26 protein-coding genes are annotated in these 25821 nt (G+C 66.6%); 19 read left to right on the forward strand and 7 right to left on the reverse strand.

Features of this window, described 5'->3' with window-relative positions:
• The first annotated feature begins 50 nt into the window (after positions 1-50).
• The 6 genes from kdsA (at position 51) to Cte04_RS03740 (ending at position 3816) form a co-directional block, all read left to right on the forward strand.
• Positions 51-908 carry a 3-deoxy-8-phosphooctulonate synthase gene (kdsA, locus tag Cte04_RS03715; protein WP_066472252.1) on the forward strand — a complete coding sequence of 286 codons (858 nt, stop codon included), beginning with the start codon at positions 51-53 and terminating at the stop codon, positions 906-908.
• Between the two features lie 2 nt (positions 909-910).
• Positions 911-1201 (forward strand): DUF1330 domain-containing protein, encoded by a 291-nt coding sequence (locus Cte04_RS03720; RefSeq protein ID WP_066472255.1) that lies wholly within the window; start codon positions 911-913, stop codon positions 1199-1201.
• 20 nt (positions 1202-1221) lie between these two features.
• Positions 1222-1482, forward strand: coding sequence for a hypothetical protein (locus Cte04_RS03725; RefSeq protein WP_157081826.1), 261 nt, complete (start codon positions 1222-1224; stop codon positions 1480-1482).
• Between the two features lie 46 nt (positions 1483-1528).
• Positions 1529-2815: a phosphopyruvate hydratase gene (gene eno, locus Cte04_RS03730; protein ID WP_066472259.1), complete on the forward strand. Its 1287-nt coding sequence runs from the start codon at positions 1529-1531 to the stop codon at positions 2813-2815.
• A gap of 139 nt (positions 2816-2954) precedes the next feature.
• Positions 2955-3233 carry a cell division protein FtsB gene (ftsB, locus tag Cte04_RS03735; RefSeq protein ID WP_066472263.1) on the forward strand — a complete coding sequence of 93 codons (279 nt, stop codon included), beginning with the start codon at positions 2955-2957 and terminating at the stop codon, positions 3231-3233.
• A 121-nt stretch (positions 3234-3354) separates the two neighbouring features.
• Entirely contained in the window at positions 3355-3816 is a 462-nt protein-coding gene (locus tag Cte04_RS03740) for a hypothetical protein (protein WP_066473885.1), read from the forward strand.
• A gap of 62 nt (positions 3817-3878) precedes the next feature.
• Here the strand turns inward: Cte04_RS03740 and hslO are convergent, their stop codons facing one another.
• A complete protein-coding gene (gene hslO, locus Cte04_RS03745) occupies positions 3879-4886 on the reverse strand; it encodes an Hsp33 family molecular chaperone HslO (RefSeq protein WP_066472266.1) in 1008 nt (335 codons plus the stop codon).
• Positions 4887-4924: 38 nt separating this feature from the next.
• Positions 4925-5449, reverse strand: coding sequence for a gamma carbonic anhydrase family protein (locus Cte04_RS03750; RefSeq protein WP_066472269.1), 525 nt, complete (start codon positions 5447-5449; stop codon positions 4925-4927).
• Positions 5450-5587: 138 nt separating this feature from the next.
• Between Cte04_RS03750 and Cte04_RS03755 the strand changes: the two genes are divergently transcribed.
• The 3 genes from Cte04_RS03755 to Cte04_RS03765 all read left to right on the forward strand — a co-directional run bounded on the left by Cte04_RS03755 (position 5588) and on the right by Cte04_RS03765 (position 9123).
• Positions 5588-6394: a ferritin-like domain-containing protein gene (locus Cte04_RS03755; RefSeq protein WP_066472271.1), complete on the forward strand. Its 807-nt coding sequence runs from the start codon at positions 5588-5590 to the stop codon at positions 6392-6394.
• Between the two features lie 211 nt (positions 6395-6605).
• Entirely contained in the window at positions 6606-7808 is a 1203-nt protein-coding gene (locus Cte04_RS03760; protein WP_245633306.1) for an EAL and HDOD domain-containing protein, read from the forward strand.
• A 40-nt stretch (positions 7809-7848) separates the two neighbouring features.
• Complete coding sequence (locus Cte04_RS03765) at positions 7849-9123, forward strand: EAL and HDOD domain-containing protein (protein ID WP_066472277.1); 1275 nt, start codon at positions 7849-7851, stop codon at positions 9121-9123.
• A 113-nt stretch (positions 9124-9236) separates the two neighbouring features.
• Here the strand turns inward: Cte04_RS03765 and Cte04_RS03770 are convergent, their stop codons facing one another.
• Positions 9237-10232 (reverse strand): Bug family tripartite tricarboxylate transporter substrate binding protein, encoded by a 996-nt coding sequence (locus Cte04_RS03770; RefSeq protein WP_066472280.1) that lies wholly within the window; start codon positions 10230-10232, stop codon positions 9237-9239.
• Positions 10233-10500: 268 nt separating this feature from the next.
• On the opposite strand from Cte04_RS03770, the gene Cte04_RS03775 reads away from it, so the two are divergent.
• Complete coding sequence (locus tag Cte04_RS03775) at positions 10501-11142, forward strand: molybdopterin-dependent oxidoreductase (RefSeq protein WP_066472283.1); 642 nt, start codon at positions 10501-10503, stop codon at positions 11140-11142.
• A gap of 16 nt (positions 11143-11158) precedes the next feature.
• On the opposite strand, the gene xerD is transcribed toward Cte04_RS03775, so the two are convergent.
• Positions 11159-12082 carry a site-specific tyrosine recombinase XerD gene (gene xerD, locus Cte04_RS03780; RefSeq protein WP_066473888.1) on the reverse strand — a complete coding sequence of 308 codons (924 nt, stop codon included), beginning with the start codon at positions 12080-12082 and terminating at the stop codon, positions 11159-11161.
• A 282-nt stretch (positions 12083-12364) separates the two neighbouring features.
• A complete protein-coding gene (locus tag Cte04_RS03785) occupies positions 12365-13345 on the reverse strand; it encodes a tripartite tricarboxylate transporter substrate binding protein BugE (RefSeq protein ID WP_066472285.1) in 981 nt (326 codons plus the stop codon).
• Positions 13346-13569: 224 nt separating this feature from the next.
• Between Cte04_RS03785 and Cte04_RS03790 the strand changes: the two genes are divergently transcribed.
• Positions 13570-14250 (forward strand): GDSL-type esterase/lipase family protein, encoded by a 681-nt coding sequence (locus tag Cte04_RS03790; protein WP_245633285.1) that lies wholly within the window; start codon positions 13570-13572, stop codon positions 14248-14250.
• A gap of 8 nt (positions 14251-14258) precedes the next feature.
• On the opposite strand, the gene queG is transcribed toward Cte04_RS03790, so the two are convergent.
• Complete coding sequence (gene queG / locus Cte04_RS03795) at positions 14259-15317, reverse strand: tRNA epoxyqueuosine(34) reductase QueG (RefSeq protein ID WP_066472288.1); 1059 nt, start codon at positions 15315-15317, stop codon at positions 14259-14261.
• A 12-nt stretch (positions 15318-15329) separates the two neighbouring features.
• On the opposite strand from queG, the gene tsaE reads away from it, so the two are divergent.
• From tsaE to Cte04_RS03810, 3 genes are all read left to right on the forward strand, one after another.
• A complete protein-coding gene (gene tsaE, locus Cte04_RS03800) occupies positions 15330-15851 on the forward strand; it encodes a tRNA (adenosine(37)-N6)-threonylcarbamoyltransferase complex ATPase subunit type 1 TsaE (protein ID WP_066472291.1) in 522 nt (173 codons plus the stop codon).
• Positions 15848-17341 (forward strand): N-acetylmuramoyl-L-alanine amidase, encoded by a 1494-nt coding sequence (locus Cte04_RS03805; protein WP_066472294.1) that lies wholly within the window; start codon positions 15848-15850, stop codon positions 17339-17341. The genes tsaE and Cte04_RS03805 overlap by 4 nt, the downstream gene beginning before the upstream one ends.
• A 213-nt stretch (positions 17342-17554) precedes the next feature.
• Positions 17555-17785, forward strand: a complete 231-nt coding sequence (locus Cte04_RS03810) for a YMGG-like glycine zipper-containing protein (protein WP_066472297.1) — start codon at positions 17555-17557, stop codon at positions 17783-17785.
• 67 nt (positions 17786-17852) lie between these two features.
• On the opposite strand, the gene Cte04_RS03815 is transcribed toward Cte04_RS03810, so the two are convergent.
• Positions 17853-18512, reverse strand: a complete 660-nt coding sequence (locus Cte04_RS03815; RefSeq protein ID WP_066472299.1) for a DedA family protein — start codon at positions 18510-18512, stop codon at positions 17853-17855.
• 401 nt (positions 18513-18913) lie between these two features.
• Here Cte04_RS03815 and Cte04_RS03820 point away from each other — a divergent pair, with 401 nt between their 5' ends.
• The 5 genes from Cte04_RS03820 to Cte04_RS03840 all read left to right on the forward strand — a co-directional run bounded on the left by Cte04_RS03820 (position 18914) and on the right by Cte04_RS03840 (position 25708).
• The gene (locus Cte04_RS03820; protein ID WP_066472301.1) at positions 18914-19153 is read left to right on the forward strand and encodes a YMGG-like glycine zipper-containing protein; all 240 of its coding nucleotides are present in this window, start codon (positions 18914-18916) and stop codon (positions 19151-19153) included.
• A 138-nt stretch (positions 19154-19291) separates the two neighbouring features.
• Positions 19292-21445, forward strand: coding sequence for a DNA mismatch repair endonuclease MutL (gene mutL, locus Cte04_RS03825; RefSeq protein ID WP_066472303.1), 2154 nt, complete (start codon positions 19292-19294; stop codon positions 21443-21445).
• Between the two features lie 162 nt (positions 21446-21607).
• Positions 21608-22519, forward strand: a complete 912-nt coding sequence (locus tag Cte04_RS03830; RefSeq protein WP_174522887.1) for a MurR/RpiR family transcriptional regulator — start codon at positions 21608-21610, stop codon at positions 22517-22519.
• A gap of 503 nt (positions 22520-23022) precedes the next feature.
• On the forward strand, positions 23023-24369 hold the full coding sequence (gene gdhA, locus Cte04_RS03835) for an NADP-specific glutamate dehydrogenase (protein WP_066472306.1): 1347 nt from the start codon (positions 23023-23025) through the stop codon (positions 24367-24369).
• Positions 24370-24694: 325 nt separating this feature from the next.
• The gene (locus tag Cte04_RS03840) at positions 24695-25708 is read left to right on the forward strand and encodes a porin (RefSeq protein WP_370671019.1); all 1014 of its coding nucleotides are present in this window, start codon (positions 24695-24697) and stop codon (positions 25706-25708) included.
• The last annotated feature ends 113 nt before the right edge of the window (positions 25709-25821 follow it).

Consider the following 25821-nt stretch of genomic DNA (forward strand, 5'->3'; position numbering starts at 1 on the left):
TTGCAGCAAGCGCAGGCCGCTACCATTTCCAAGTTTCCGAGGAACCCACCATGAAACTCTGCGGCTTCGACATCGGCCTTGACCAAAGCTTTTTCCTGATTGCCGGCCCCTGCGTGGTCGAGTCCGAGCAGCTGCAGATGGACGTGGCCGGCCAGCTCAAGGAAATCACCTCTTCGCTAGGCATTCCCTTCATCTTCAAAAGCAGCTTCGACAAGGCCAACCGCTCCTCGGGTACCAGCTTTCGCGGCCCGGGCATGGAAAAAGGCCTGGAGATCCTGGCCAAGGTGAAAAAGGAAATCGGCGTGCCCGTGCTCACCGACGTGCACACCGAGGCCGAAGTGCCCCATGTGGCCGCCGTGGTGGACGTGCTGCAGACGCCGGCCTTCCTGTGCCGCCAGACCGACTTCATCCGCGCCTGCGCCCAGTCCGGCAAGCCCGTGAACATCAAGAAGGGCCAGTTCCTCGCACCGCACGACATGAAGAACGTCATCGACAAGGCCCGCGCCGCCGCCAGGGAAGCCGGCCTGCCCGAGGACAGCTTCATGGCCTGCGAGCGCGGCGCCAGCTTCGGCTACAACAACCTGGTCAGCGACATGCGCTCGCTGGCCATCATGCGCGAGACCGGCGCCCCCGTTGTGTTCGACGCCACCCACAGCGTGCAGCTGCCCGGCGGCAACGGCACCAGCAGCGGCGGCATGCGCGAGATGGTGCCCGTGCTCTCGCGCGCGGCCGTGGCCGTGGGCGTGGCGGGCCTGTTCATGGAAACCCACCCCGATCCCTGCAACGCCCTCTCGGACGGCCCCAACGCCGTGCCGCTCAGGCACATGAAGGCGCTGCTCGAAACCCTGGTGGCGCTGGACGGCATCACCAAGAAGAACGGCTTCCTCGAAAACAGCTTCGGAGTCTGAACATGGCCAGCGGCTACATCATCGCCCACGTGGATATCACCCGGCCCGAGCAATACGACGAGTACCGCAAATGGAGCACCGCCGCCATGCAGGCGCATGGCGCCGAAGTCTGCGTGCGCGGCGGCCGGATGGCCGTGCTCGAAGGCGACTTCGCGCCGCAGCGCGTGGTCGTGCTCAAGTTTCCCAGCTTCGAGGCGGCCCAGGCCTTCTACGACACGCCCGAGTACCGCAAGGCGCGCCAGGCGCGCGAAGGTGCGGCCCTGATGCGCATGATCTGCGTGGAAGGCGTCTGAGACAAAGAATGCAGGCAGGCATGGCAGACACGATCAACCGTGGCGTCATGCCTTTTTTGCGCCGGCTGCCTGTAACCGTTGTTTCGCAAAACATGAAACTCGATTACAGCCTCACGTCAAGGCTAAAGCGGCCTGTCAAATTTGTGCACAATAGCCGCCACTGCCTCTTTCATACTGTTCGCGTGCATGGCGCGCGCAGCCGGCGGAAGGCAACCAGCTTCACCAGTTTTAGTAGCAGCTTGCGCTTGATGCACAAGCGCTTGGGCGAGATTTCACGGTAGAAATCAGCCTGCACGTACCGATTTCAGAAACCTCAAAGGAAATGCAATGAGTGCCATTGTTGACATCGTAGGCCGCGAAGTGCTGGACAGCCGCGGCAACCCCACCGTCGAATGCGACGTGCTGCTGGAGTCGGGCGTGATGGGCCGCGCCGCCGTGCCCTCGGGTGCCTCGACCGGTTCGCGCGAAGCCATCGAGCTGCGCGACGGCGACAAGAGCCGCTACCTGGGCAAGGGCGTGCTCAAGGCCGTCGAGCACATCAACACCGAAATCTCCGAAGCCGTGCTGGGCCTGGATGCTTCCGAGCAGGCTTTCCTGGACAAGACCCTGATCGACCTGGACGGCACCGACAACAAGAGCCGCCTGGGCGCCAACGCCATGCTGGCCGTGTCCATGGCCGTGGCCCGCGCCGCCGCCGAGGAAGCCGGCCTGCCGCTGTACCGCTACTTCGGCGGCATGGGCGGCGTGCAGCTGCCCGTGCCCATGATGAACGTGATCAACGGCGGCGCCCACGCGAACAACACGCTGGACCTGCAGGAATTCATGATCATCCCCGTGGGCGCGCCGAGCTTCCGCGAAGCCGTGCGCTGGGGTGCCGAGGTGTTCCATGCACTGAAGGCCATCATCCACCACAAGGGCATGTCCACCGCCGTGGGCGACGAAGGCGGTTTCGCGCCTTCCGTGGAAAACCACGAAGCCGCCATCCAGCTGATCATCGAAGCCATCGAGAAGGCCGGCTACAAGCCCGGCGAGCAGATCGCCCTGGGCCTGGACTGCGCCGCCTCCGAGTTCTACAAGGACGGCATGTACGTGCTGGAAGGCGAGGGCAACCTGACGCTGACGGCCGCCCAGTGGACCGACATGCTGGCCGGCTGGTGCGACAAGTACCCCATCATCTCCATCGAGGACGGCATGGCCGAAGGCGACTGGGATGGCTGGAAGGTGCTGACCGAGCGCCTGGCCTCCAAGGTGCAGCTGGTGGGTGACGACCTGTTCGTGACCAACACCAAGATCCTGAAGGAAGGCATCGAAAAGCGCATCGCCAACTCGATCCTGATCAAGATCAACCAGATCGGCACGCTGACCGAGACCTTCGCCGCCATCGAGATGGCCAAGCGCGCCGGCTACACTGCCGTGATCTCGCACCGTTCGGGCGAAACCGAGGACAGCACCATCGCCGACATCGCCGTGGGCCTGAACGCCGGCCAGATCAAGACCGGCTCCATGAGCCGTTCGGACCGCATCGCCAAGTACAACCAGCTGCTGCGCATCGAGGAAGACCTGGGCGACGTGGCCGAGTACCCGGGCCGCGCGGCCTTCTACAACCTGCGCTGATAAGGAGCACCCCCTGAGCCGCTTCGCGCCTTCCCTCTTGAAAGGGGACGACACTCTCGCTGCGGGGCGGCGCGGCCTGCCCATGCCCTTGCTCGGAGTCCCTCACTTGGACCGCGCCACTTTCTGAGTGCCCTTTCCTATGGTCAATCGCGTCGTTTCCGTTGTCTTGCTGGCCCTGCTGGCCGCCATCCATGCCCAGCTCTGGCTGGGCCATGGCAGCGTGGCCTACGTCAAGGAACTGCAGCAGCAGATCAAGGACCAATACGCCGCCAACGCCCTGGAAAAGGCCGAGAACGACCGGCTGGCCTCCGAGGTCAACGACCTCAAGGACGGCCTGTCGACCGTGGAGGAAAAGGCCCGCAGCGAGCTGGGCATGGTCAAGTCCAACGAGATCTTCGTCCAGGTGACCAAGCGCTGACAGTCCGCAGCCTGTGCTCCTGTCACCCAGCCAGCGTACGCTGGCTTTTTTGTTGAAACCGATGCGCGCCTGCCCTCCTCCCGTCGTCCTGCTGTCAGTGCCCCCCGCCCTGGCCCGCTCCATGGCGCATGCACTGATGCGGGCGCGCCAGGCGCATGGCGAGCAGGAAAATGGTTCGCCGGCAGCCCTGCAGGACTGGCAATGCCTGGCGCCGCAGCCGGGCCAGGCCTGGCCGGCCGGCGCGCTGGTCTACCTTCTGGGCCGCGACTGGCGGGAACAGGGCAAGGATCCGGCTGCAGACGAGGCGCTGGCACGCCAGCTCTCGGACTGGCGCCAGCAGCTGCATGCGCAGAACCGGCCCTATGTGGTGCTGTACGGCTCGCCGGCCGCGCAATGGCAGCAGCTTGCGGACTCTCTCAAGACCCTCGCTGCAGACGCCGACTGGAGCTGGATTTCCGCCCAGAATCCCTGGAAGCCCAGCGCACGCATGCGGCGCCCCGGATGCGAGCAATGCTCGGACCCCGATTGCGAGCGCCGCCTGTTTGAGGGCCTTTCCCTGGGGCGCTGCGCACCGTCCTCCTGAGGAGGGTGTCTTCGCCTGGCGCAGCTCGGGCTGCGGGACTGCGCCACGGACTTGCCAGGCGCCTATTGCACCGAAGACGAGCTGGGCGGCTGGATGCCCGCGGCGGTGAACAGCTGCGCGGCATCGATGGCGTCGAAAAGATACTGCTGGCCGCAGAAATCGCAGCCCACGTCGATCTGGCCGCGCTCGGCGATGATGGACTCCACCTCTTCCTCGCCCAGCGAAGTGAGCATGGAGGCCACGCGGTCGCGGCTGCAGGTGCAGGCAAAGCGCGGGGCCTGCTCGTCGGCCTGGGGCGCGAAGCGCAGCAGCTTCTCCTCCCAGAACAGGCGCCGCAGAATGGTTTCCACATCCAGGGTCAGCAGCTCGTCCTGGGTCAGGCTGGCGGCCAGCGTGGCGATGCGGTTGTATTCCTCGTTCAGGCCCAGCGCATCCTGCTCGGCCTCGCCGCTTTCCGTCGCGGCTGCCAGATTGGCCTCGCCCTTCACCGGCATGCGCTGCACCATCAGGCCGGCAGCCACCTGGTCATTGGCGGCCAGCACCATCACCGTGTCCAGCTGCTCGGACTGCATCATGTAGAACTGCAGCGCATCCGACAGGCGCTCGAAGCGACCGCCGGCGGCATCGTTGAGCGGTACCACGCCCTGATAGGGACTCTGGCCGGGCTGGCGGTCCTTGGGGTCCAGCGTGACGGCGCAGCGGCCGCTGCCATGGGCATTGACCAGCTCCGCCAGCGGAGCCAGCTGCCCGCGCAAAGGCCGGTTCGCCTCGCCCACCAGCGATGCCGTGGCGCGCAGGCTCAGATCCGACTGCACTTCAGCCACGGCCAGCTTGACCGGGCCGTCGCCCATGATCTGGAAGACCAGCGCGCCGTTGAACTTGATGTTGGACTGCATGAGCACGCCGGCAGCCGTCATCTCCCCGAGCAGGGCACGCACGGCCTGCGGATAGGCGCCGGTGTCGTTGTTGCCGGCGCGGCGCTGCAGGATCTCCTGCCAGGCATCGGTGAGGCGGACAATGGCACCGCGCACCGGCAGGCCGTCGAAAATGAATTTATGCAGTTCAGACACGCAAAAGGTTCCAGTAAAGCACCGGGCCGAACGGCGGTTCAGCCCAGCTTGCGCAGGCCGCTCTTGAAGCGGCGCGCATTGTCGATATAGTGCCGTGCGCTCTGGCGCAAGCCCTCGATCTGCTCGGGGCTCAGCTGGCGCACCGCCTTGGCGGGGCTGCCGATGATCATGGAGCCGTCGGGAAACTCCTTGCCCTCGGTCACCAGCGCACCCGCCCCCACCAGGCAGTTCCTGCCGATCCTGGCGCCATTGAGCACCACGGCACCGATGCCGATCAGCGACTCGTCGCCGATCGTGCAGCCATGCAGCATTACTTGGTGGCCCACCGTCACATTGCAACCCACGACCAGCGGTTTTCCGAAATCCGCGTGCAGCACGCTGGCGTCCTGGATGTTGCTGCCCGCGCCGATGGTGATGCTCTCGGTATCGCCGCGCACCACGGTGCCGAACCAGACGCTGGCATCCTCGCCCAGCGTCACCCTCCCCATCACTTCGGCGCTGTCGGCCACCCAGGCGGACTCGGCGATCTTCGGCGCCACACCATCGAGTTCGTAAATTGCCATCTGCTCGGTCTCCGTGGATTGTTGCCAGAGCCGGCACGCACGGGAAGGCACAAGGCATTGCCGCGGGGCAAACGCCTTGCCGCCGCCCGATTCGCGTCGGCCGTGGCTGGTTATGTCAGCAAACCTACAATTGTAGGGATGGAGCTACGTCACCGCGCACTAGAGGTCTTGTGCCTTTCCGATCCCGAGGAAAAAGCCGCTGCAGCCATCGACCTGCATACGCGCAAGGCCCTTTATTCCATCGCCGAGCAGGCACCCGCGCTCCCCCTTCCCGAAACCGGGCTGCCCGGCCGCCCGGCGCGCCCCGAGCTGCGCCACCATACCGCGGTGGCACGCCGCTCGCCGGCCACGCCCGAGGGCCGTGCCGTGCTCATGCATGCGATCGCGCATATCGAATTCAACGCCATCAACCTGGCGCTGGACGCCGTCTGGCGCTTTGGCGGCATGCCGGCGCAGTACTACCACGACTGGCTGCAGGTCGCGGCAGAGGAGGCCAAGCACTTCAGGCTGCTGCGCGACCACCTGCGCACGCACCTGGGTCACGACTATGGCGACTTTCCCGCCCACCAGGGGCTGTGGACCATGTGCGAGAAGACCGCGGGCGACATCGTGGCCCGCATGGCGCTGGTGCCGCGCACGCTGGAGGCACGCGGGCTCGATGCCACGCCGCAGATCCAGCACAAGCTGCGCAACGTGGCCACGCCGGACGCGCTGGCCGCCGTGGCCATCCTGGACATCATCCTGCGCGAGGAAGTGGGCCATGTCGCCATCGGCAACCACTGGTATCGCTGGCTGTGCGAGCGCAACGGGCTGGAGCCCGAATCCCACTACCAGGAACTGACCGCCCGCTACGAGGCGCCGCGCCTGAAGCCTCCGTTCAACGAGCGCGCCCGCCGCGCGGCCGGTTTCACCGAAGCCGAGCTGGCCTGGCTGCAGCAGGTCTGAGGCCCGCGCCGTGCGGCTTGAGGCCGGGCAGCCAATCCCGGCAAACCGGCGACACCATTTTTCTGACAGCATGCCCGCTTCATTCTTACAATCAAACACAGCTCACATTCCTGATGCCCGCGCTTGAGGCTTCACACACTGCATGAATTCCATCTCGGTTGGCTCGACCTCCAGGACCGCCTCCTCCACGGCAAGCGCCGCGGGCAGGGGCATGATCGCGCGCCAGCCCATCGTCAACGACAGGCATCAGGTCGTCGGCTATGAACTGTTCAACCGTGCGCGCGCACCCTACGGCCATACGGCGGACTCCGATGTCACGCTGGTGTTCACCGCGCTGTCGCATGCGGGCGAGGAGGAGCTGGTCGGCACCAAGCTGATCTTTGTCAACTGCACGCACGAAAGCCTGTCGGGCGAGCACCTGGACCTGCTGCCGCCGGAGCGCGTGGTGCTCGAGGTTCCGCCGCTCGGGCATACCGCGGCCAGCGAAGTCAATGCCCGCCTGCCGATCCTGCAGTCGCTGCGCGAGCGCGGCTTCTCGCTGGCCTTCAACCACTCGGTGCTGGAATCGGCCTATGCCGCCTGGCTGCCGCTGGCCGACTACATCAAGCTGGACCTGTCCCTGCTCGCGCCGGACCAGCTCACCGTCATGGTGCGCTTCGCCAGCCGCCACAGCCATGCCGAGCTGATTGCCGAGAAGGTGGAAAGCGCCCAGCAGCACGAGCTGGCCTCGCGGCTGGGCGTGGCGCTGTTCCAGGGCTACTGGTTCGCACGCCCCTCCGTCATGCAGACCAAGCTGCTGACGCCCGCGCAGCAGAACATCGTCCAGCTCATCACGCTGGTGCGCGAGCAGGCCAGCACCGAGGCGATCGAGGAAGTGCTCAAGAAGGACGCGGGTCTGGCCTTCAATCTGCTGCGCCTGATCAACTCGGCCAGCTTCGGCATGCAGCGCGAGATCACCTCGTTCAAGCAGGCGGTGCTGCTGCTGGGCATGAAGAAGCTGTTCCGCTGGGCCGCCATGCTGCTGACCGCCTCGCGCGAGGGCGGGCCGCCGCCGGCCATTGGCCAGACCGCCGTGATCCGCGGGCGCCTGATGGAGCTGCTGGCCCGGGATTCGCTCAGCCATATCGACACCGACCAGGCCTTTGTCTGCGGCATGTTCTCCATGCTGGACCACATGCTGGGCCTGCCGCTGCCGACCGCCATGGCGCTGATTCCCGTGCCCGATGCCGTGGCCGCCGCCGTGCTGCACCGCGAAGGGCCGCTGGGCGAGCTGCTCATCCTGGCCGAAGCCTGCGAGAGCCGCGACAACCTGCTGTACCAGCGCAGCGCCGAGGCGCTGCAGCTGGACCTGGAGCGGATCAACGGCGCGCACCTGCAGGCCATGGCCTGGACCGATCATCTCGCAGACCTCTAGGCCATGGCGGCCGGGCTGCACTCACATCATTTGCGACACCATGGGCACTCCTGACGAAACCCTAGTCCCCCCCGCCAGCGGCAAAGACGAAGCCAACGTGGCCCGCATCGCGCGCCAGGCCATCGTGGACGAGGCGCGCAATGTCTACGGCTACGAGCTGTTCGACCGCTCCACGGCCGTCAACGCCCATACCGCGGCCACCGATGCGGCCCTGCTGTTCAACGCACTGTCCTACGCCGGCACGGAGGCCCTGGTCGGCAAGAAGACCGTCTTCATCAACTGCACGCACGAGAGCCTGACCGGCGGCCACCTGGAGCTCATCCATCCGGACAAGGTGGTGCTGGAAGTGCCGCCGCTGGGCGAGAGCGCCACGGCGCTGGACATCGAAGCCAGCCTGGCGACCTTCAATGCGCTGCGCCAGCGCGGCTTTCGCCTGGCCTTCGACCAGAATCTGCTGCGCCGCGCCTATGCGAGCTGGCTGCCCATGGCCTCCTTCATCAAGCTGGACATGCGCAGGCTCTCGCCGGCCGATGCCGAAGCACTGGTCAAGTTCGCCCGCAGCTACACGCACGCCCAGATCGTGGCCGAGAAGGTGGAAACGGCCGAGCAGTTCGAGCACATGCGCAGCCTGGGCATCAAGCTGTTCCAGGGCTTCTGGTTCGCGCAGCCCCAGCTGGTCGAGGCGCGCACCATCCGCCCCACGCAGGCCACCATCATCCAGCTGATCAACCTGGTGCGCCAGCAGGCCAGCACCGACGAGATCGAGGAGCTGCTCAAGAAGGACCCGACGCTGTCGTTCAACCTGCTGCGCTTCATCAACTCCTCGGGTTTCGGCCTGTCCTGCGAGATCACGTCCTTCCGCCACGCAGTCATGATCCTGGGGCTCAAGAAGCTGTTCCGCTGGGCCGCCCTGCTGCTGACCACCTCGCGCACGGACGGCTCGCCGCCGGCCGTGGGCCAGACTGCCGTGGTGCGCGGCCGCCTGATGGAGCTGCTGACCTCGGAGCTGCTGCCGCCCGAGGAATGCGACAACGCCTTTGTCGTCGGCGTGTTCTCACTGCTGGACGTGATGCTGGGCCAGCCCATGGAAAAAGCCCTGGCCTCCGTCGCCCTGCCACAGCCCGTGATCGATGCGCTGGTGCACAACAGCGGCGTTTTCGCACCGTTCCTGGAACTGACACGGGCCTGCGAATCCGGCGACGAGGAAAGCTTTGCCCGCGCGGCCAATGCGCTGCAGCTGTCCAACCACCAGGTCAACTGGGCCCACCTGCAGGCCCTGGCCTGGGCCGACAACCTGGCGCTGGACGTGGCCTGACTCCCGGCCGGCCGGGTCATGGCGCTGGCTTATCGGATCCGGGAGCGTGCGACGCAAACAGCACAAGGGCTGGCAGCCCATCGGGTTGCCAGCCCTTGTACATTCGGCCGCACTCAGTTGAGCTGAATGTGCGCGGCGCGGATGATGCGCGCATTGGCCTGCGATTCGGCCTCGATCTGCCGCGCGAAATCCACGCCCTTGCCGCCCGTGGGCACGTTGTCCGTGGCTTGCAGGCGCTGGCGGATGTCGGGCTGGGCCAGGGCCTTGTTCACCTCCGCATTGAGGCGCTCCACGATGGCGACCGGCGTGCCGGCAGGCGCGAAGATGCCGAACACCGAGGTCATGTTGGCGCTCTTGTAGCCGAGCTCGGCCAGGGTGGGCACATGGGGCAGCGATTCCAGGCGCGCCGGCGCGCCGACGGCCAGCGCCTTGAGCTTGCCGGCCTTGATGTGCTGGATCACGGCCGGGCCGGCATTGGTGGACAGCACCTCGAACTGGGCGCTCAGGCCGTCGTTGAGCTGCTGGCCGCCACCTTTGTAGGGAATGTGGGTGATCTGGACCTTGCCCTGGTCGGCAATCTGCTCGAGCATGATGTGGCCCAGGGAAGCCAGACCGGCCGTGGCCCAGCGCACCTCTCCGGGATGGGCCTTGGCCTGGGCCATCAGCTCCGCAAAGCTTGCGGCCTGGGTGCGGGCCGTGCCCAGCAGCAGCACGGGCGAATACATCACGCTGACCACGGGCACCAGATCCTTGTGCGGGTCGAACAGGGGCTTGCCCAGGTGGGGGCTCAACGTCAGCGGGCTGATGGAGGAAAATCCCAGCGTATAGCCGTCCGCAGCCGCCTTGGCCACCTGGTCCAGGCCGATGGCGCCGCCGGCGCCGGCCTTGTTGTCCACCACCACCGACTGGCCCAGCGCGGCCGAGAGCTTCTCGCCCAGGGCGCGAGCCACCACATCGCTGACGCCGCCCGCCGGGTAGGACACCACCATGCGTATCGGGCGCTGAGGCCAGTCCGCCTTGTCGGCAGCCTGCACGTTCGCGGTCATCACGGCAGGCATCAGCGCCGCCGCAGCACAGGCCAGCAAATGCCGGCGCAGAAAATCAGTCATTACCAATGAACCTATCAACAACAATCCCGCCATTCTTGCCCATCCGCCAAACCCCTGGCAGGCCCTGCAATGCTTCGTCGCAAGCAAGCTCCAGCCCTTGCATTCCGATGAGGCATTTCGACTGATTGAGTACGCCAAAGCAATCAATCATCCAATCGGCGCTTGCACCAGACGGAACGGCGGCAGCCGCACCCCGAAGAAGGCCACGGTGAAAGCGCCGTGCAGACAAGCCACTACACTGCATGCATCCGTAGAACAAAGCACCGCCATGACCGATCGCCCAACGATTTCACGCCGCGCCCTGTTCGCCGCCACCGGCGCAGCCACTCTGGCGCCCCTGGCACAGGCTACCCCCGTGGCCACGCGCACCTGCTTCTTCAACGGCCTGCAGCCCGTGGTGCTCACCGTCAGCGGCCAGGGCATCGAGCCCAACCGCGGCGGACTCGATGCCGCGCGGGACCGCATGCTGGTGCAGCATGGCAACCGGTTCGATGCGGCCTGGTCCTGCAGCCTCGACGCGATTGCCAGCCTGCAGGAGCACAGGATGCGCATCCGCATCGAATACGACGAAGCCATGCACGAACTGGGCGGCCCCCGGCTGGAGACCGTGCTGCAGGCCGCCGGCATCGACATCGCCAGGGCCATGCGCGACGGCCACTGGATCACCATGCAGGCCATAGACGGCTACCGCGTGCAGATGCCGCTGGTCCAGGCCATGCGCTGGGGCTTTCTGGTGGCCACGCAGATGGACGGCCAGCCGCTGTTCACGGGCGGCCTGGGGCCGCTATGGGGCATCTATGACGCCCAGGCCATCGCCGAACTGACCGACACGCCCTTCAAGAGCCGTTTTGCCAAGGCGGCCTGGGGCCTGTACTACATCCACATCAGCGAACGGCAGCCCCAGGGCTGAGCCACTGCTGCGGGGATCAGCCCCGGGGATGATGCCTGGCGTGCAGGGCCTTGAGCCTCTCGCGCGCCACATGGGTGTAGATGGTGGTGGTCGAGATGTCGGCATGGCCCAGCAGCATCTGCACCACGCGCAGGTCCGCGCCGTGGTTGAGCAAATGCGTGGCGAACGCGTGGCGCAGCGTGTGCGGCGACAGCGGAGCGGTGATGCCCGCCATCCGCGCGCATTTCTTGACGATGACCCAGAACATGACCCGGCTCATGCCCGCGCCGCGCTGGGTCACGAACACGGCATCGCTGTGCTGGCCGTTCAGGATCAGGGCCCGCGCCTCGCGCAGATAGCGCTCCAGCCACCACTGGGCTTCCTGCCCGAACGGCACCAGCCGTTCCTTGCGCCCCTTGCCGGTCACGCGCAGCACGCCCGAGCGCAGGTCCAGCTCATGCATGCGCACGCCCACCAGCTCGCTCACGCGCAGGCCGCTCGCATACATCAACTCCAGCATGGCGCGGTCGCGCAGGCCCAGCGGCGTGTCGGCATCGGGCGCCTGCAGCAGGGCTTCGACCTGCGCCTGGGTCAGCGTCTTGGGCATACGCGGCGCCTGCCGGGCCGCCAGCAGGCGCACGGTGGGATCGGCCGCCACGCGTTTTTCGCGCAGCGCCCAGCGGTAGTAGCGGCGCAGTACGGTCAGGCGCCGGTTCGACGATGTGGCCTTGGTGTCGTCCACCCGGGCCGCGAAATAGCCCTGCAAATGAACCTCGGCCGTCGCATCCAGCGCCAGCGGCGGCTGCTCGCGCGCCAGCCAGCGCGCGAAGGCCACCATGTCGCGCCGGTAGGCGGCCAGCGTGTTGCGCGACAGGCCATCCTCCAGCAGCAGCGCATCGACGAAGGCGTCGATGGCGTCCAGACTCTCGGGCAGCGGCTGCGGCCAGTCGTCGGGACGCATGGCCGGCGCGGCCGGCCTGGCTGCGGCGCGGGCATCTTGGACATCGGGAGAAGGCATGGCGGTCTGCGGCATATGCCAAGCCTACACGCTCCGGGCCGCATTCAGGATGTCGAACGCGCCCCGGCCGCCCTGCCCTTCGGATGCAGGGAGCATCTTGACAGAAACAGCATCAAGCCCTTGCGGCACAAGCGCTGGCAGCTATCAAATTTCAGATCCAGAAAAAGAAAACCCGAAGGACTGCCTTCGCAGCACTTCGGGTTCCGCAATGGCGCAGGCCGCAAATCAGTCCAGCGTCAGCTTCTGCTTGGCCACCACCTGCTTGTAGGTTTCGAACTCATCCTTGAGCTCCTTGGCGAACTGCTCGGGCGTGTTGGCCACGACCAGCGAGCCGGTGTCCTCGATGCGCTTTTTCACCGCCGGATCCTGCAATACCTTGCGCACGGCGGCGTTGATCTTGTCCACCACGGCCTTGTCCATGCCCTTGGGCCCGATGATGCCGTAGAAGGCCATGCGGTTCACGGGCTCCAGTCCCACTTCCTTGAAGGTGGGCACATCGGGCAGCACGGCCAGGCGCTGGGGTGCGGCCACGACGACGGCGTTCAGGCGCTTGTCCTTGATGAAGGGCAGGGCCGATGGCAGGTTGTCCAGGATCATGGGAATCTGGCCGGCCACCGCGTCATTGAGGGCCGGGCCCGCGCCGCGGTAGGGCACATGGGTCATCTGGATGCCGGTCAGGCTCTTGTACAGCTCCATCAGCATGTGCTGGATGCCGCCCGTGCCCGAGGAACCGTAGGAATACCTGCCGGGATTGGCCTTGAGCTCGGCCTCGAAGGCCTTGTAGCTGGCCGCGCCGGCGAACTTGGGATTCACGGCGATCACATTGGGCGTGGCCGCGATGTTGACGATGGGCGTGAAATCGGTCAGCGGGTTATAGGCCGTCTTGGGGTTGATGGCGGGGTTGGTGGCCATGGTCGACACCGTGGCAATGCCCAGGTTGTAGCCATCGGGCTTCTGGCGGGCCGTCTCCAGCGCACCGATCACGCCGCCGCCGCCGCCCTTGTTGTCCACCACCACGGACTGGCCGAGTTCCTTGCCCAGCGGATCGGCGATGACGCGCGCAATGATGTCGGTAGTGCCGCCTGCGGCAAAGGGAACCAGCAGCTTGATGGGCTTGTTGGGAAAGCTGGCATCGGCCATCGCGGCAGTCGAAACACCTGCGGTTGCAAGAGCCATGGTCAGGCCCAGCCATAGGCGACGGTTCATAAAGGGTCTCCTCATGAGGTCTGTAAAAAGAACTAGGGATACTAAAAGCCGTGCGCCGGCTTGGCCTGCCCTCACCTGTGACAATTTGTCAGTGTTTTCCCGAGTTTTGCTGCAGATACCGAACTTGCACCCATTCAATACGGCTCTAGGCACCGGGCTTGCACTGCGGCCTTTACCATCCCTTCTTCCTATACTGGCTTGAAACCATGACAAAGGAGGGAATCTTGCCAATATTTGCAGCCAACACCACGCGGCGGCGCCATCTCCAGGACTGGGCCGCGCTTGGCCTGCTGATGGGCCTGACCACGAGCCTTGCGGCCTGCGGCAAGAAGAGTAGCGGCAGCGGCCCGGTGATTGCAGCCGGCGCCACGGTGCTGGCCCTGGGCGATTCACTGACCTTCGGCACCGGCACCACGCCAGACAAATCCTGGCCTAGCCTGTTGCAGCAGCACAGCGGCTGGAGCCTCGTCAACGCCGGCGTGCCTGGCGAAACTTCGGCCCAGATCAGTGCGCGCATGGCCGGCCTTCTCGACGAGCATCGCCCCGCCCTCGTGATCCTGTGCGCCGGCGGCAATGACTTTCTCCAGCAGCGAAACTCTGGCGAAACACGCGACAATCTGCGCGCCATGCTGGCCGCACTCAAGGCTCGGCAATTGCCCGTGCTGCTGGTATCGGTACCACAGATGAGCCTGATGACAGCGGCCACGGGCAGGTTCAAGGACCATCCGCTATTTGCGGAAGTGGCCAAGGAGGCCCGGGTGCCGCTGCTGGAGAACGCATGGTCCGAGGTCCTCAGCCAGGCCAGCTTGCGCGCCGACCAGGTGCACGCCAATGCAGAGGGCTATGCCCTGTTTGCCGACAGACTGCAGACCCAGCTGCGCACTTCCGGCTTTCTCGGATCCTGAGCGACTCTCTATGCCTGCGGCGCCTGGGCCAGGGCCCAGGCCACATGCTCGCGCACCACTGCGCTGTCGTGCGCGGCACGGCTGGCCAGCGCGGCCTGCAGGCCAGCACGCTCGGCGGCATCGGTGCTCGCGCGCAGCGCATTGCCCAGGGCCACGGCCACGTTGCGCAGCCAGCGCGCATGGCCTATGCGCCGTATCGGGCTGCCTTCGGTCAGGCGCAGGAAGGTGGCCTCGTCCCAGGCAAAGAAATGCACGAGCTGCGTGCCGGCCAGGCCCGCACGCGCATCGAAGTCGGGCAGCGTGCTGGTCCCGGCAAACTTGTTCCAGGGGCAGGCCAGCTGGCAATCGTCGCAGCCGTAGATGCGGTTGGCCATGAGCGGGCGCAGCTCGACGGGAATGGCGCCGGGATGCTCGATGGTCAGATAGGAAATGCAGCGGCGCGCATCCACGCGGTGCGCGGCCACGATGGCGCCGGTGGGGCAGGCATCCACGCAGGAGGTGCAGCTGCCGCAGTGCGCGGACACGGGCTCCGTAGGCTCCAGTGCCACGTCCACATAGATCTCGCCCAGGAAGAACATGGAACCGGCCTCGCGGTGCAGCACCAGCGTGTGCTTGCCGCGCCAGCCCAGCCCGCTGCGGCTGGCCAGCTCGGCCTCCAGCACCGGCGCCGAGTCGGTGAAGACGCGGTGGCCGAACGGCCCGATTTCCTGCGCGATGCGGTCGGCCAGCTTCTGCAGCCGGTTGCGCAGCACCTTGTGGTAGTCGCGGCCGCGCGCATAGACGGAGACGATGCCTTCGCCCGGCCGCTGCAGGCGCGACCATTCCACCGCCTGCCAGCCTGCGGGCGTGTCGCGGGGAAGATAGTCCATGCGGGCCGTGATCACGCTCACGGTGCCGGGAACTAATTCGGCCGGACGCGCTCGTTTCAAGCCATGGGCCTGCATGTAGTGCATCTCGCCATGGAACCCCTGCGCCAACCATTGCTCCAAACCCGGTTCGGCCGAGGACAAATCCACACCAGCCACACCAATTTGGGAAAATCCCAGCTCGCGAGCCCAGGCTTGCATCAAAGGAACCAATTGACTGCTGCTCACCATATTCCCCCGATTGTAGAAAGCACGGCGCCCGCGCCCCTGCAGGAGCTGCGCATGGCCTGGCACGACGAAGAGGACACTGCGCGCTTTGCCCGGACCCTGGCGGCCCAGTCTCCGCTGCGCCATGCCTACGTCACGCTGCATGGCGACCTGGGGGCGGGCAAGACCACGCTGGTGCGCCACTGGCTGCGCGCCCTGGGCGTGCAGGGCCGCATCAAGAGCCCCACCTATGCCGTGGTGGAGCCGCACGAAGCGGACGGCCTGTCGATCTGGCACTTCGATTTCTACCGCTTCGACGATCCGCGCGAATGGGAAGACGCCGGTTTTCGCGACATTTTTGCCAGCCCCGGCCTCAAGCTGGCAGAATGGCCCGAAAAGGCCGCAGCGGTTACACCTGTTGCGGATATAGCTATCCATATCGAAGCAATCGACGACTCACGGCGGCAGGTGACGCTCAAGGCATTCACACCGGCCGGCTGCACCGTGCTTGACGCATTCAAGGCATGAGCAAAGCCCTACCTACTCCCGTTCCGTTCGGACTCTCGCGCCGCGGCCTGCTGCAGGCGGGCTCCATCGTGCTGCTGCTGGGCCGCCAGCACATCGCCCAGGGCGCCAGCATCGTGGCCGTGCGCGTCTGGCCTGCGCCCGACTATTCGCGCGTGACCATCGAGTCCGACATCCCGCTGACGGCCAAGCCCATCTTCGTGCCCACGCCGCCACGCCTAGCCGTGGATATCGAGGGCATAGACCTGAACCCGGCCCTGCGCGAACTGGTGGCCAAGGTCCGGCCCGACGATCCCAACATCTCGACGATCCGCGTGGGCCAGAACTCGCCCAGCGTGGTGCGCCTGGTGATCGACCTCAAGCAGGAGGCCCGTCCCCAGGTCTTCACGCTGGCGCCGATCGCGCCCTACAAGAACCGCCTGGTGCTGGACCTCTATCCGGCCAAGGCCGTGGATCCTCTGGAGGCACTGATCAGCGAGCGGCTGCGCGATGCCGGCGCGGGTGCCGCCCCTGCGCCTTCTTCATCGCCCATCGCCACGCCGCCGCCCGCCATTGCCGCAGCGCCCCAGCCCGACCCGCTGGGCGACCTGATCGCCCAGCACAACCGCCCCGGCGCCGTACCGACACCTGCGCCGGCACCAACCGTCACGGCCCAGGCGCCGTCACCGGCACCGGTCAGGCCGGTGCCGGCTCCCCCTGCCCCCGCACCCGCGCCGACGGCTCCTGCGCCCTCGGCACCCGCCGTCAATCTGGCCACCTCGCGGCGCACCGACCGCATCATCATCGTGGCCCTGGACCCCGGCCACGGCGGCGAGGACCCCGGCGCCACCGGCCCTAGCGGCCTGCGCGAAAAGGATGTGGTGCTCAAGGTGGCCCATCTGCTGCGCGAGCGCATCAACAACTCCCGCGTGGGCGGCAATCCCATGCGCGCCTTCATGACGCGCGACGCCGACTTCTTCGTGCCCCTGGCCACCCGCGTGGAAAAGGCCCGCCGCGTGCAAGCCGACCTGTTCATCAGCATCCATGCCGACGCCTTCACCACGCCCGCCGCGCGCGGCGCCAGCGTGTTTGCGCTCAGCGAGCGCGGCGCCTCCAGCACCGCTGCGCGCTGGCTGGCCAACAAGGAAAACCAGTCCGATCTGGTCGGCGGCCTGAACATGGGCGCGCAGGACCAGCACGTGCAGCGCATGCTGCTGGACATGAGCACCACGGCCCAGATCAAGGACAGCCTCAAGCTCGGCACCTCGCTGCTCGGCGAGATCGGCGGCATGGCGCGCCTGCACAAGGGCAAGGTGGAGCAGGCCGGCTTTGCCGTGCTCAAGGCACCGGACATCCCCAGCGTGCTGGTGGAAACGGCCTTCATCAGCAACCCCGAGGAAGAGGCCAAGCTGCGCAGCAGCACCTACCAGGAGCAGCTGGCCGATGCGCTGATGAGCGGCATCCGCAAATACTTTGCCCACAACCCGCCGCTGGCCCGCAGCCGGTCGGTATAGGCGGCGTCCGACATCCGGCCCGCACAAGCCGGCGGGCCCGTGCCACTGCCCGCCCACGGCGGCGCCGGCTGGCTTCGGCGGGCGTTTTGCGCCCATCTCCTACCATGGCCCGCGCGCAGCCATGGCACCATGAAAGCGTGTTCCACCTGGAGTGAGGGCTTGCACAATCACCCGCCCCAAGCGGCCTGCCTCGCTCCCACCAAGGAGATGGATATGAAGATACGAACCGGCTCTTCCCTTGCTGCAGCTGCACTGCTGAGCCTTGCCCTGGCGGGCTGCTCCTCCAACCCGACCAACGCCCAGATCGGCACCGGCGTGGGCGCCGTGGCCGGCGGCGTGGTGGGCGATGCAGTCTTCGGCTCCACCCTGGGTACCGTGGGCGGCGCCGCAGCTGGCGCCCTCATCGGCAACGAGGTGGGCAAGCGCAACGACCGCCGCTACTGACGGGTCGCGCGCCCATGAAAAAAGCCCCGCATCGCGGGGCTTTTTTCATGGTGGAGCGGCCGGCCCGCTACAGCGCGGAAACCTTGGCCTTGCCATCCCGGCCGGCACGCCAGGCGCCGAAGATGGCCAGCAGGCCGGGGACCAGGATCAGCCCCCAGATGATCTTCTCCAGATTGTTGCGCACCCATTCCAGGTTGCCGAAGAAGTAGCCGGCCGTGCTGATGCCCAGCACCCAGATCAGCGCGCCCACGATGTTGAACATGCTGAAGCGGGCCCGGCTCATGTGCGCCACGCCGGCCACGAAGGGCGCAAAGGTGCGGATGAACGGCATGAAGCGCGCCAGGATGATGGTGATGCCGCCATAGCGCTCGTAGAACGCATGCGCCTGGTCAAAGGCCCTGCGGTTGAACCAGCGCGAGTCCTCCCACTGGAAGACCTTGGGCCCGAGGGTGCGGCCGATGGCATAGTTGCACTGGTCGCCCAGGATGGCCGCCAGCAGCAGCACGGCCACGGCCAGCGGAAAGCTCATGAAGCCCGCGCCGCACAGCGCACCGGTGATGAACAGCAGCGAATCCCCGGGCAGGAACGGCATGACCACCACCCCCGTCTCCACGAACACGATGATGAACAGCAGGGCATACACCCAGGGCCCATAGGCCACGACAAAGGCTTCCAGATGCTTGTCGATATGCAGGATGAAGTCGATCAGGAACTGAATGATTTCCAAGGCGCAATCCTCTTGATTTCCGCAGGGCGGCTACGGCGGCATGCCGATATTGCCGCTCATGCGGCCTGTAATGTACTGCGCAAAACCTGCCATTTTGCGCCCCGGTCTTCCGGCAGGCCAGCGTGCGCAGGCACCTTGCAACAACGGTCACAGCTGCTTGCATCCGGCAACAATCGTGCCCACGGGCACTCACCCTGTTACAAGTTTTGTTAAATCTATACTTGAATCTCATCCAAGCCCCGGATTTGTGCAGGCACAGTGGAGGCGTGTCAGAGCCATGTGCAAATCCTGTGCGACGACGCAAAGTCCGGAACCCGATGTCGTGGTTCTGCTGCTTCACTCATCCGGGATGAGGTGCACAGCAGTTCTCCCCCAACAAGCAAGATGAGAGGAATTCAAAAATGATCAAGAACACTCTGAAGAGCGGCAAATCCCTGGTGCTGGCGGCTGCCGTGGTCGGCACCCTGGCCCTGAGCGGTTGCGCCCATGGCCCCAGCAATCGACAGCTCGGCATCGGTGCGGGTGCCGTGGCCGGCGGCGCCGTCGGCAATGTGCTGTTCGGCGGCCCCGTGGGCACCATCGGCGGTGCCGCAGCCGGTGCGCTGATCGGCAACGAAATGACCAGCGGCCGCCGTCGCTGAAGCCTCCGGATGCTCTCTCAGGCCGCGGCATCAGCGGCCCGGGCGTGAAAAGGAGCTGCACATGCAGCTCTTTTTCATTTCCGCAGCCACAGAAAGCTCACTGCAAAGCCGTCTTGTCCCCGCGCCTAGAATGCTTGCGTGAACGCATCCAGTCCTGACACCTTCCCTGCTTCCACAGAAGCCCTCCCGTCCCGCCGCCCCATCCGCGACCTGCCCGACGAGCTGATCAGCCAGATCGCTGCCGGCGAGGTGGTGGAGCGCCCGGCCTCCGTGGTGCGCGAACTCGTGGACAACGCGCTGGACGCCGGTGCACGCCAGGTCACCGTGCGCCTGCTCGCGGGCGGCGTGCGCCTGATTGCCGTGGAAGACGACGGCGGCGGCATTCCGCGCGACGAGCTGCCCGTGGCCCTGCGCCGCCACGCGACCAGCAAGATCGCCGATTTGCACGACCTGGAAACCGTGGCCACCATGGGCTTTCGCGGCGAAGCGCTGGCTGCCATCGCCTCGGTGTCGGAAGCCTCCATCCTCTCGCGCCCGGCCGGACAGGAATCGGCCTACCTGCTCGATGCGCGCAGCGGCGAGCTGCGGCCTGCCGCCCGCAACCAAGGCACGACGGTGGAGGTCAAGGAACTGTTCTTTTCCACGCCGGCGCGGCGCAAGTTCCTCAAGACCGATGCCACCGAACTGGCCCACTGCATCGAGGCCGTGCGCCGCCATGCGCTGGCACGCCCCGACGTGGGCTTTGCCATCTGGCACGAAGGCAAGCTGGTCGAGCAATGGCGGGCGGCGGCCGCGGACGGGACGGATGCCGAAGCCGCGCTGGCGCGCCGCCTGTCCGATGTGCTGGGCGACGGCTTCGTTGAAAAATCGGTGACCGTGGACCACTGGTCGGGTGCCGTGCACGTCACCGGCCGCGCCGGCATCCCCGACGCTGCGCGCTCGCGCCCGGATCACCAGTTCTGCTATGTCAACGGCCGCTTCGTGCGCGACAAGGTGCTCACCCATGCGGCCCGTGCGGCCTACGAGGACGTGCTGCACGGCAACAGGCAGCCGGTCTATGCGCTGTATGTGGAGATCGATCCGGCGCGCGTGGACGTGAACGTGCACCCGACCAAGATCGAAGTGCGCTTTCGCGACAGCCGCGAAGTGCACCAGGCCGTGCGCCATGCGATCGAGAATGCGCTGGCGGCGCCGCGCGCCGCCGCCGTGGTCGAAGCCGCCGCACAGGAAGCCGCACGCCAGCCGGGCCTGATTCCCGAAGCCGGCCAGGCTGCTGCCCCCGCTGCCGCCAAGGCCGCCGCGCCGGTCTGGCCGCAAACCCGCATGGCTTTCGGCGAAGAACGCGCCGGCCACACGGTACGCGACCTGGCCGGCCTGTGGGCGCCGATGCGCGAGGCCGTGCCTGCGGCACTCGCCGCACCGGATGCGGCCACCGCCACAGCGGAAGAAGCCACGGCAGCCGCATCGCCTGTATCGGCGCCCGCGGTTGCCGACACCGCCGCACAAGAGAATGCAGAGGCCGCAGCCGTCAAGCTGCGTCCTTCGGGGCAAGCCAGCTATTTCAGCGCCGCAGCGGCAGAGCCTGCCGCCATGCCGCGCACAGCGGCAACCGGTACGCCCGTGGTGGAAGAGGCCCCGCCAGCGCCGCTGGCCTCCACCGCACCGGCCCTTGCCGGCAGCGCCGCGCCGGACAATGCGGCGCCCGTGTGGCCGCTGGGCCGTGCCGTGGCGCAGATCCATGGCGTCTATATCCTGGCCGAGAACAGCCAGGGCATGGTGGTGGTCGACATGCATGCGGCCCACGAGCGCATCGTCTACGAACAGCTCAAGAACGCCATCAACGGCGACGACCGCATTCCCAGCCAGCCGCTGCTGATTCCGGCCACCTTTGCCGCCACGCCCGAGGAAGTGGCCACGGCCGAAGCCCAGGGCGAGACGCTGCTGACCCTGGGCATGGAAATCTCTCCCTTCTCGCCCAAGACCCTGGCCGTGCGCGCCGTGCCGGCCACCCTGGCCCAGGGCGATGCCGTGGAGCTGGCGCGCAGCGTGCTGGCCGAGCTGGCCCAGCACGACGCCAGCACCGTGGTGCAGCGCGCGCGCAACGAGATCCTGGCCACCATGGCCTGCCATGGCGCCGTGCGCGCCAACCGCAAGCTCACCCTCGACGAGATGAATGCGCTGCTGCGCCAGATGGAAGTGACCGAGCGCTCCGATCAGTGCAACCACGGCCGCCCCACCTGGCGGCAGATGACCCTGAAGGAAATGGACGCGCTCTTTCTGCGCGGCCGGTAGACAGCGCACATCCCGGCGGAAAGGGAGTGCCGGGCACAGAGCGGAGGCGAGAGCGAAAGCCTGCGGACAGCGGCAATGCGGAAAGCTTGCCGCAAAGGCATTGCCTGTTTGGCGCTTTGCCCTTAGCCTCGGCTGTCTTTGTTTTTGCACCGATGCGCCACCATGCTTGCTGCCAAGCCTTCCCCTTCCACCCCTCCCAGCGACGAGGCAGCCGGCGCATCCGCGCCGGCCGGCAGCATGTCCTTCATCGCCCGGGTGCGCGCGGCGCTGCCGCAGTTGCCGCCCACGGAGCGGCGCCTGGGCGAGTTCCTGCTGGACTTCCCGGGCAACCTGTCCAGCTATGCGGCGCTGGAGATCGCGCAGCTGACCGGCGTGTCCAACGCCACGGTCACGCGCTTCATCCGTCGGCTCGGCTATGAAGGCTACGAGGATGCGCGCCGCCATGCGCGCCAGCAGGAAGGCAGCGGCTCGCCGCTGTTTCTCCCGGCCTCCGCCGCGCAGGGCACGCCCACCAGCGAGCTGATCGCAGCCCACCTGCGCCAGGCCAGCGACAGCCTGGCCACCACCATAGGCCAGCTGTCCGCCGAGCAGCTCGACGCCATCGCCCAGGCCCTGGTCGGCGCACGCCAGCTGCTGTTCGTAGGCTATCGGCAGAACCGCAATTTCGCGGCCTACCTGCGCTGGCAGTTGCTGCAGGCGCTGCCCATGCCCTCGCAGGTGATCCCGGGCGCCGGCGAGACCCTGGGCGAATACATTGCCCAGCTGTCCGAGCAGGATGTGGTCATCGTGTTCGCGCTGCGCCGCAGCGTGCGCGTGGTCAGCGAGTTCGCGGCCCAGGCCCGGCGCCAGGGCGCGCGGCTGCTGTGCATCACCGACCATGCCAGCCCGGCCATGCCCGCGGACTGGCTGCTGCGCGTGCACACCGCCGCGCCCGGCCCGCTGGACAACCATGCGGCGCTGTTCATGCTCAGCCACCTGATTGCCACGGCCACGCTGCAGCAAAGCGGCCAGCCCGGCCGCCGGCGCATGGCCGCCATCGAGGCCGGCCATGATGCGCTGGGCGAATTGCTGTAGCCCGCTATCCAATCGAGAGCTTTTACCGCTTTCTGTTATTGGATTCCATAGCCTTTTGCGCTTGAAATCATTGAATGACAGGCGCAAGCAGCTATCCATCCGATAGCTGCAGAATCTGCGCATCCCTGATGCAGGCCGACGGATACGCTTCCTCCCCGGCGCGACGGCCCGGTGCACTTTCACCCTCTCTTTCGCCTGCTGCCTAGCACCATTGGAGCGCAGCGCCGGCCGCACCGCCGCGGCTGTCTTCGCGGGACCGGCTTCGCCTCAAAGTGAAAACTCAATTGCATTCGCCGGCCATGCACCAATCCGGCTCGTACGCAACTTTGCAAGTGCCTGTTTTCCAAAGGGAAACGGTTTTTTCATGCACCAAACCATGGCATGGACGCACCAGAACTGCGCGAGCCTCGCCCCAAAAAGAAGCATGACGGCATAACTTTTTGGCATAATTTTGGTTTGCACAATTTGTCTGCAGCCCGTTTTTAGTCAGAAAGTTCTCTCATATGAAGTACGAGTCCGTCGGCCAATTCCTGGAAGAAGTGGCACAACGCAACCCCGGCCAGCCCGAATTCCTGCAAGCCGTCACCGAAGTGATGGAAAGCCTCTGGCCCTTCATCGAGAAGAACCCCAAATACGCTGAAAACGCCCTGCTGGAGCGCCTGGTCGAGCCCGAGCGCATCATCCAGTTCCGCGTGAGCTGGACCGACGACAAGGGCCAGGTGCAAGTCAACCGCGGTTTCCGCATCCAGCACAGCATGGCCATCGGCCCCTACAAGGGCGGCCTGCGCTTCCACCCCTCGGTGAACCAGTCCGTGCTGAAGTTCCTGGCTTTCGAGCAGACCTTCAAGAACGCGCTGACCACCCTGCCCATGGGCGGCGGCAAGGGCGGCTCGGACTTCGACCCCAAGGGCAAGAGCCCTGCCGAAGTCATGCGCTTCTGCCAGGCCTTCGTGAGCGAACTGTTCCGCCACGTGGGCCCCGACACCGATGTGCCCGCCGGTGACATCGGCGTGGGCGGCCGCGAAGTCGGCTTCATGGCCGGCATGTACAAGAAGCTGTCCAACACCGCCGGCAGCGTGTTCACGGGCAAGGGCCTGTCGTTCGGCGGCTCGCTGATCCGCCCCGAGGCCACCGGCTACGGCACCGTGTACTTCGCCCAGGAAATGCTGGCCACCCGCGGCCAGACCTTCGAAGGCAAGACCGTGTCGGTCTCCGGTTCGGGCAACGTGGCCCAGTACGCCGTGGAAAAGGCCCTGCAGCTGGGCGCCAAGGTCCTGACCGTGTCCGACTCCTCGGGCACCGCCTACGACCCTGAAGGCTTCACGCACGAGAAACTGGCCATTCTGATGGACGTCAAGAACCACCACTACGGCCGCGTGAGCGACTACGCTGCCAAGGTGCCCGGCGTGCAGTTCCTGGCCGGCCAGCGCCCCTGGTCCATCAAGGTGGACGTGGCCCTGCCCTGCGCCACCCAGAACGAGCTGGACGAGAACGACGCCAAGACGCTGATCGCCAACGGCGTGCTGTGCGTGGCCGAAGGCGCCAACATGCCTTCCACCATCGAAGCGGCCAAGGCCTTCGAAGCCGCTGGCGTGCTCTACGCTCCCGGCAAGGCATCGAACGCCGGCGGCGTGGCCACCTCGGGCCTGGAAATGAGCCAGAACGCCATGCGCCTGTCCTGGACCCGCGACGAGGTCGACGCCCGCCTGCTGGTGATCATGCAAGGCATCCACGCGGCCTGCCTGAAGTACGGCAAGCGCGAGGACGGCACCGTGAGCTATATCGACGGCGCCAACGTGGCCGGCTTCGTGAAGGTGGCCGACGCCATGCTGGCCCAGGGCGTGATCTGAGCGCCGGGCGCTTTCGTCCCTGAACAAAAAAAGGCCCTGCGGGGCCTTTTTTGCTGCCTGGCTTCGTCCGCGCCAGCGCTTGCAAGCGGCGGCGCGCCATGCGGCCAGGCCCCCGCACCGCAGTCCGGCTCCGGGCCCGCGCAAAAACAGCATGCCGCACAGCGGTATGCAGCGGCCACCGGCCACAATCCAAGGGTTTTCACTAGGATGCACGTCCTTGCCGCACCTGCCCTGGCGCATGCCCCGCCGCACGCCCGCAGCAGGTCCTCTCGTTCGCCCGCTTCCAGATAGATCAGTGACTGCCTTGCCCCGCTGGCGCCCGGCCCTGGCCGGCCGCACCGCCCTTTCGTCCGTTCTCGCCCTCCCCGCGCTCGCCGCAGCCCTTTTCTCCTTGCCTTCTGCCGCCCAGCAGGCGCCCCTGGGCACACTGCAGATCTACGGCCGCCTCAACACCTCGGTCGAGCGCTCCCGCGTGCAGGGCCGCACGGCCGCCACCGGCCTGCTCAACAACGAATCCTTCTGGGGCCTGCGCGGCCAGGAAGACCTGGGTGGCGGCATGCAGGCCGGCTTCATCCTCGAAAACGGCTTCGAGCTGGACACGGGCAGGCCTTCGGAACGCGCCTATTTCAACCGCAAGAGCGAAGTCAACCTCAGCGGCCGCCTGGGCATGCTGCGCATGGGCCGGCTCATCAGCGAGGCCTATTACGCCACGGCCGACGTGGTCAACATGCACAACTTCGACACCGGAACCTCCGCCGATGCGCTCTACGCCTGGGTTTCCAACGGTGGCGACCATGTGTCCTGGCGCCTGCCCCCGTGGCGCGGGCTCACCGTCGAGATCGGCAGCAGCCTGCATGAAAAGCGGGAGCAGCCCGCGCACAACGCCTGGGACCTGGCCGCCCATTACGAGCATGGCGCCCTGAGCCTGGGCCTGGGCTACGGCCGCTGGGGCGCCGCCGAGCAGGCCACGCTGCGCGCCACCTATGTGCAAGGTCCCTGGACGCTGACCGGCTACCACCAGACCAGTACCGGCTGGGACAATGCCAGCCATCAGGTCGATAGCAGCCAGCGCAGGCGCCATCTGACACGCCTGGCAATCCAGTACGCCGACGGCCCCAGCGAATACCATGCCAACCTCGGCCATGCCGGCAAGGCCGGAGGCCAGGCGCGGACCCAGGCGCTGCAATGGACGCTGGCCTACAACTACCACTTCAGCAAGCGCACCAAGCTCTATGCGCTCTACACCCGGCTCGACAACCGCGCCGGCGCCCACTACCTGACGGGCGAGGACGGCGTGGGCTTCAGCTCCGTGGCCCTGGGCATGCGCCACTATTTCTGAGGCGGGCCAGGCAGGGCAAGCCCGCATGGCAGCCGGCCCGGGCGCAGGTACAAACGACAAGCCCGACTTCTTTCCCCACCTGCCGCAAGGAGAGCCATGCCATCCCGCCTTCT

This window comes from Comamonas terrae, from assembly GCF_001544075.1.
In the GTDB taxonomy this organism is placed as follows: Bacteria; Pseudomonadota; Gammaproteobacteria; order Burkholderiales; family Burkholderiaceae_C; genus Comamonas; species Comamonas terrae.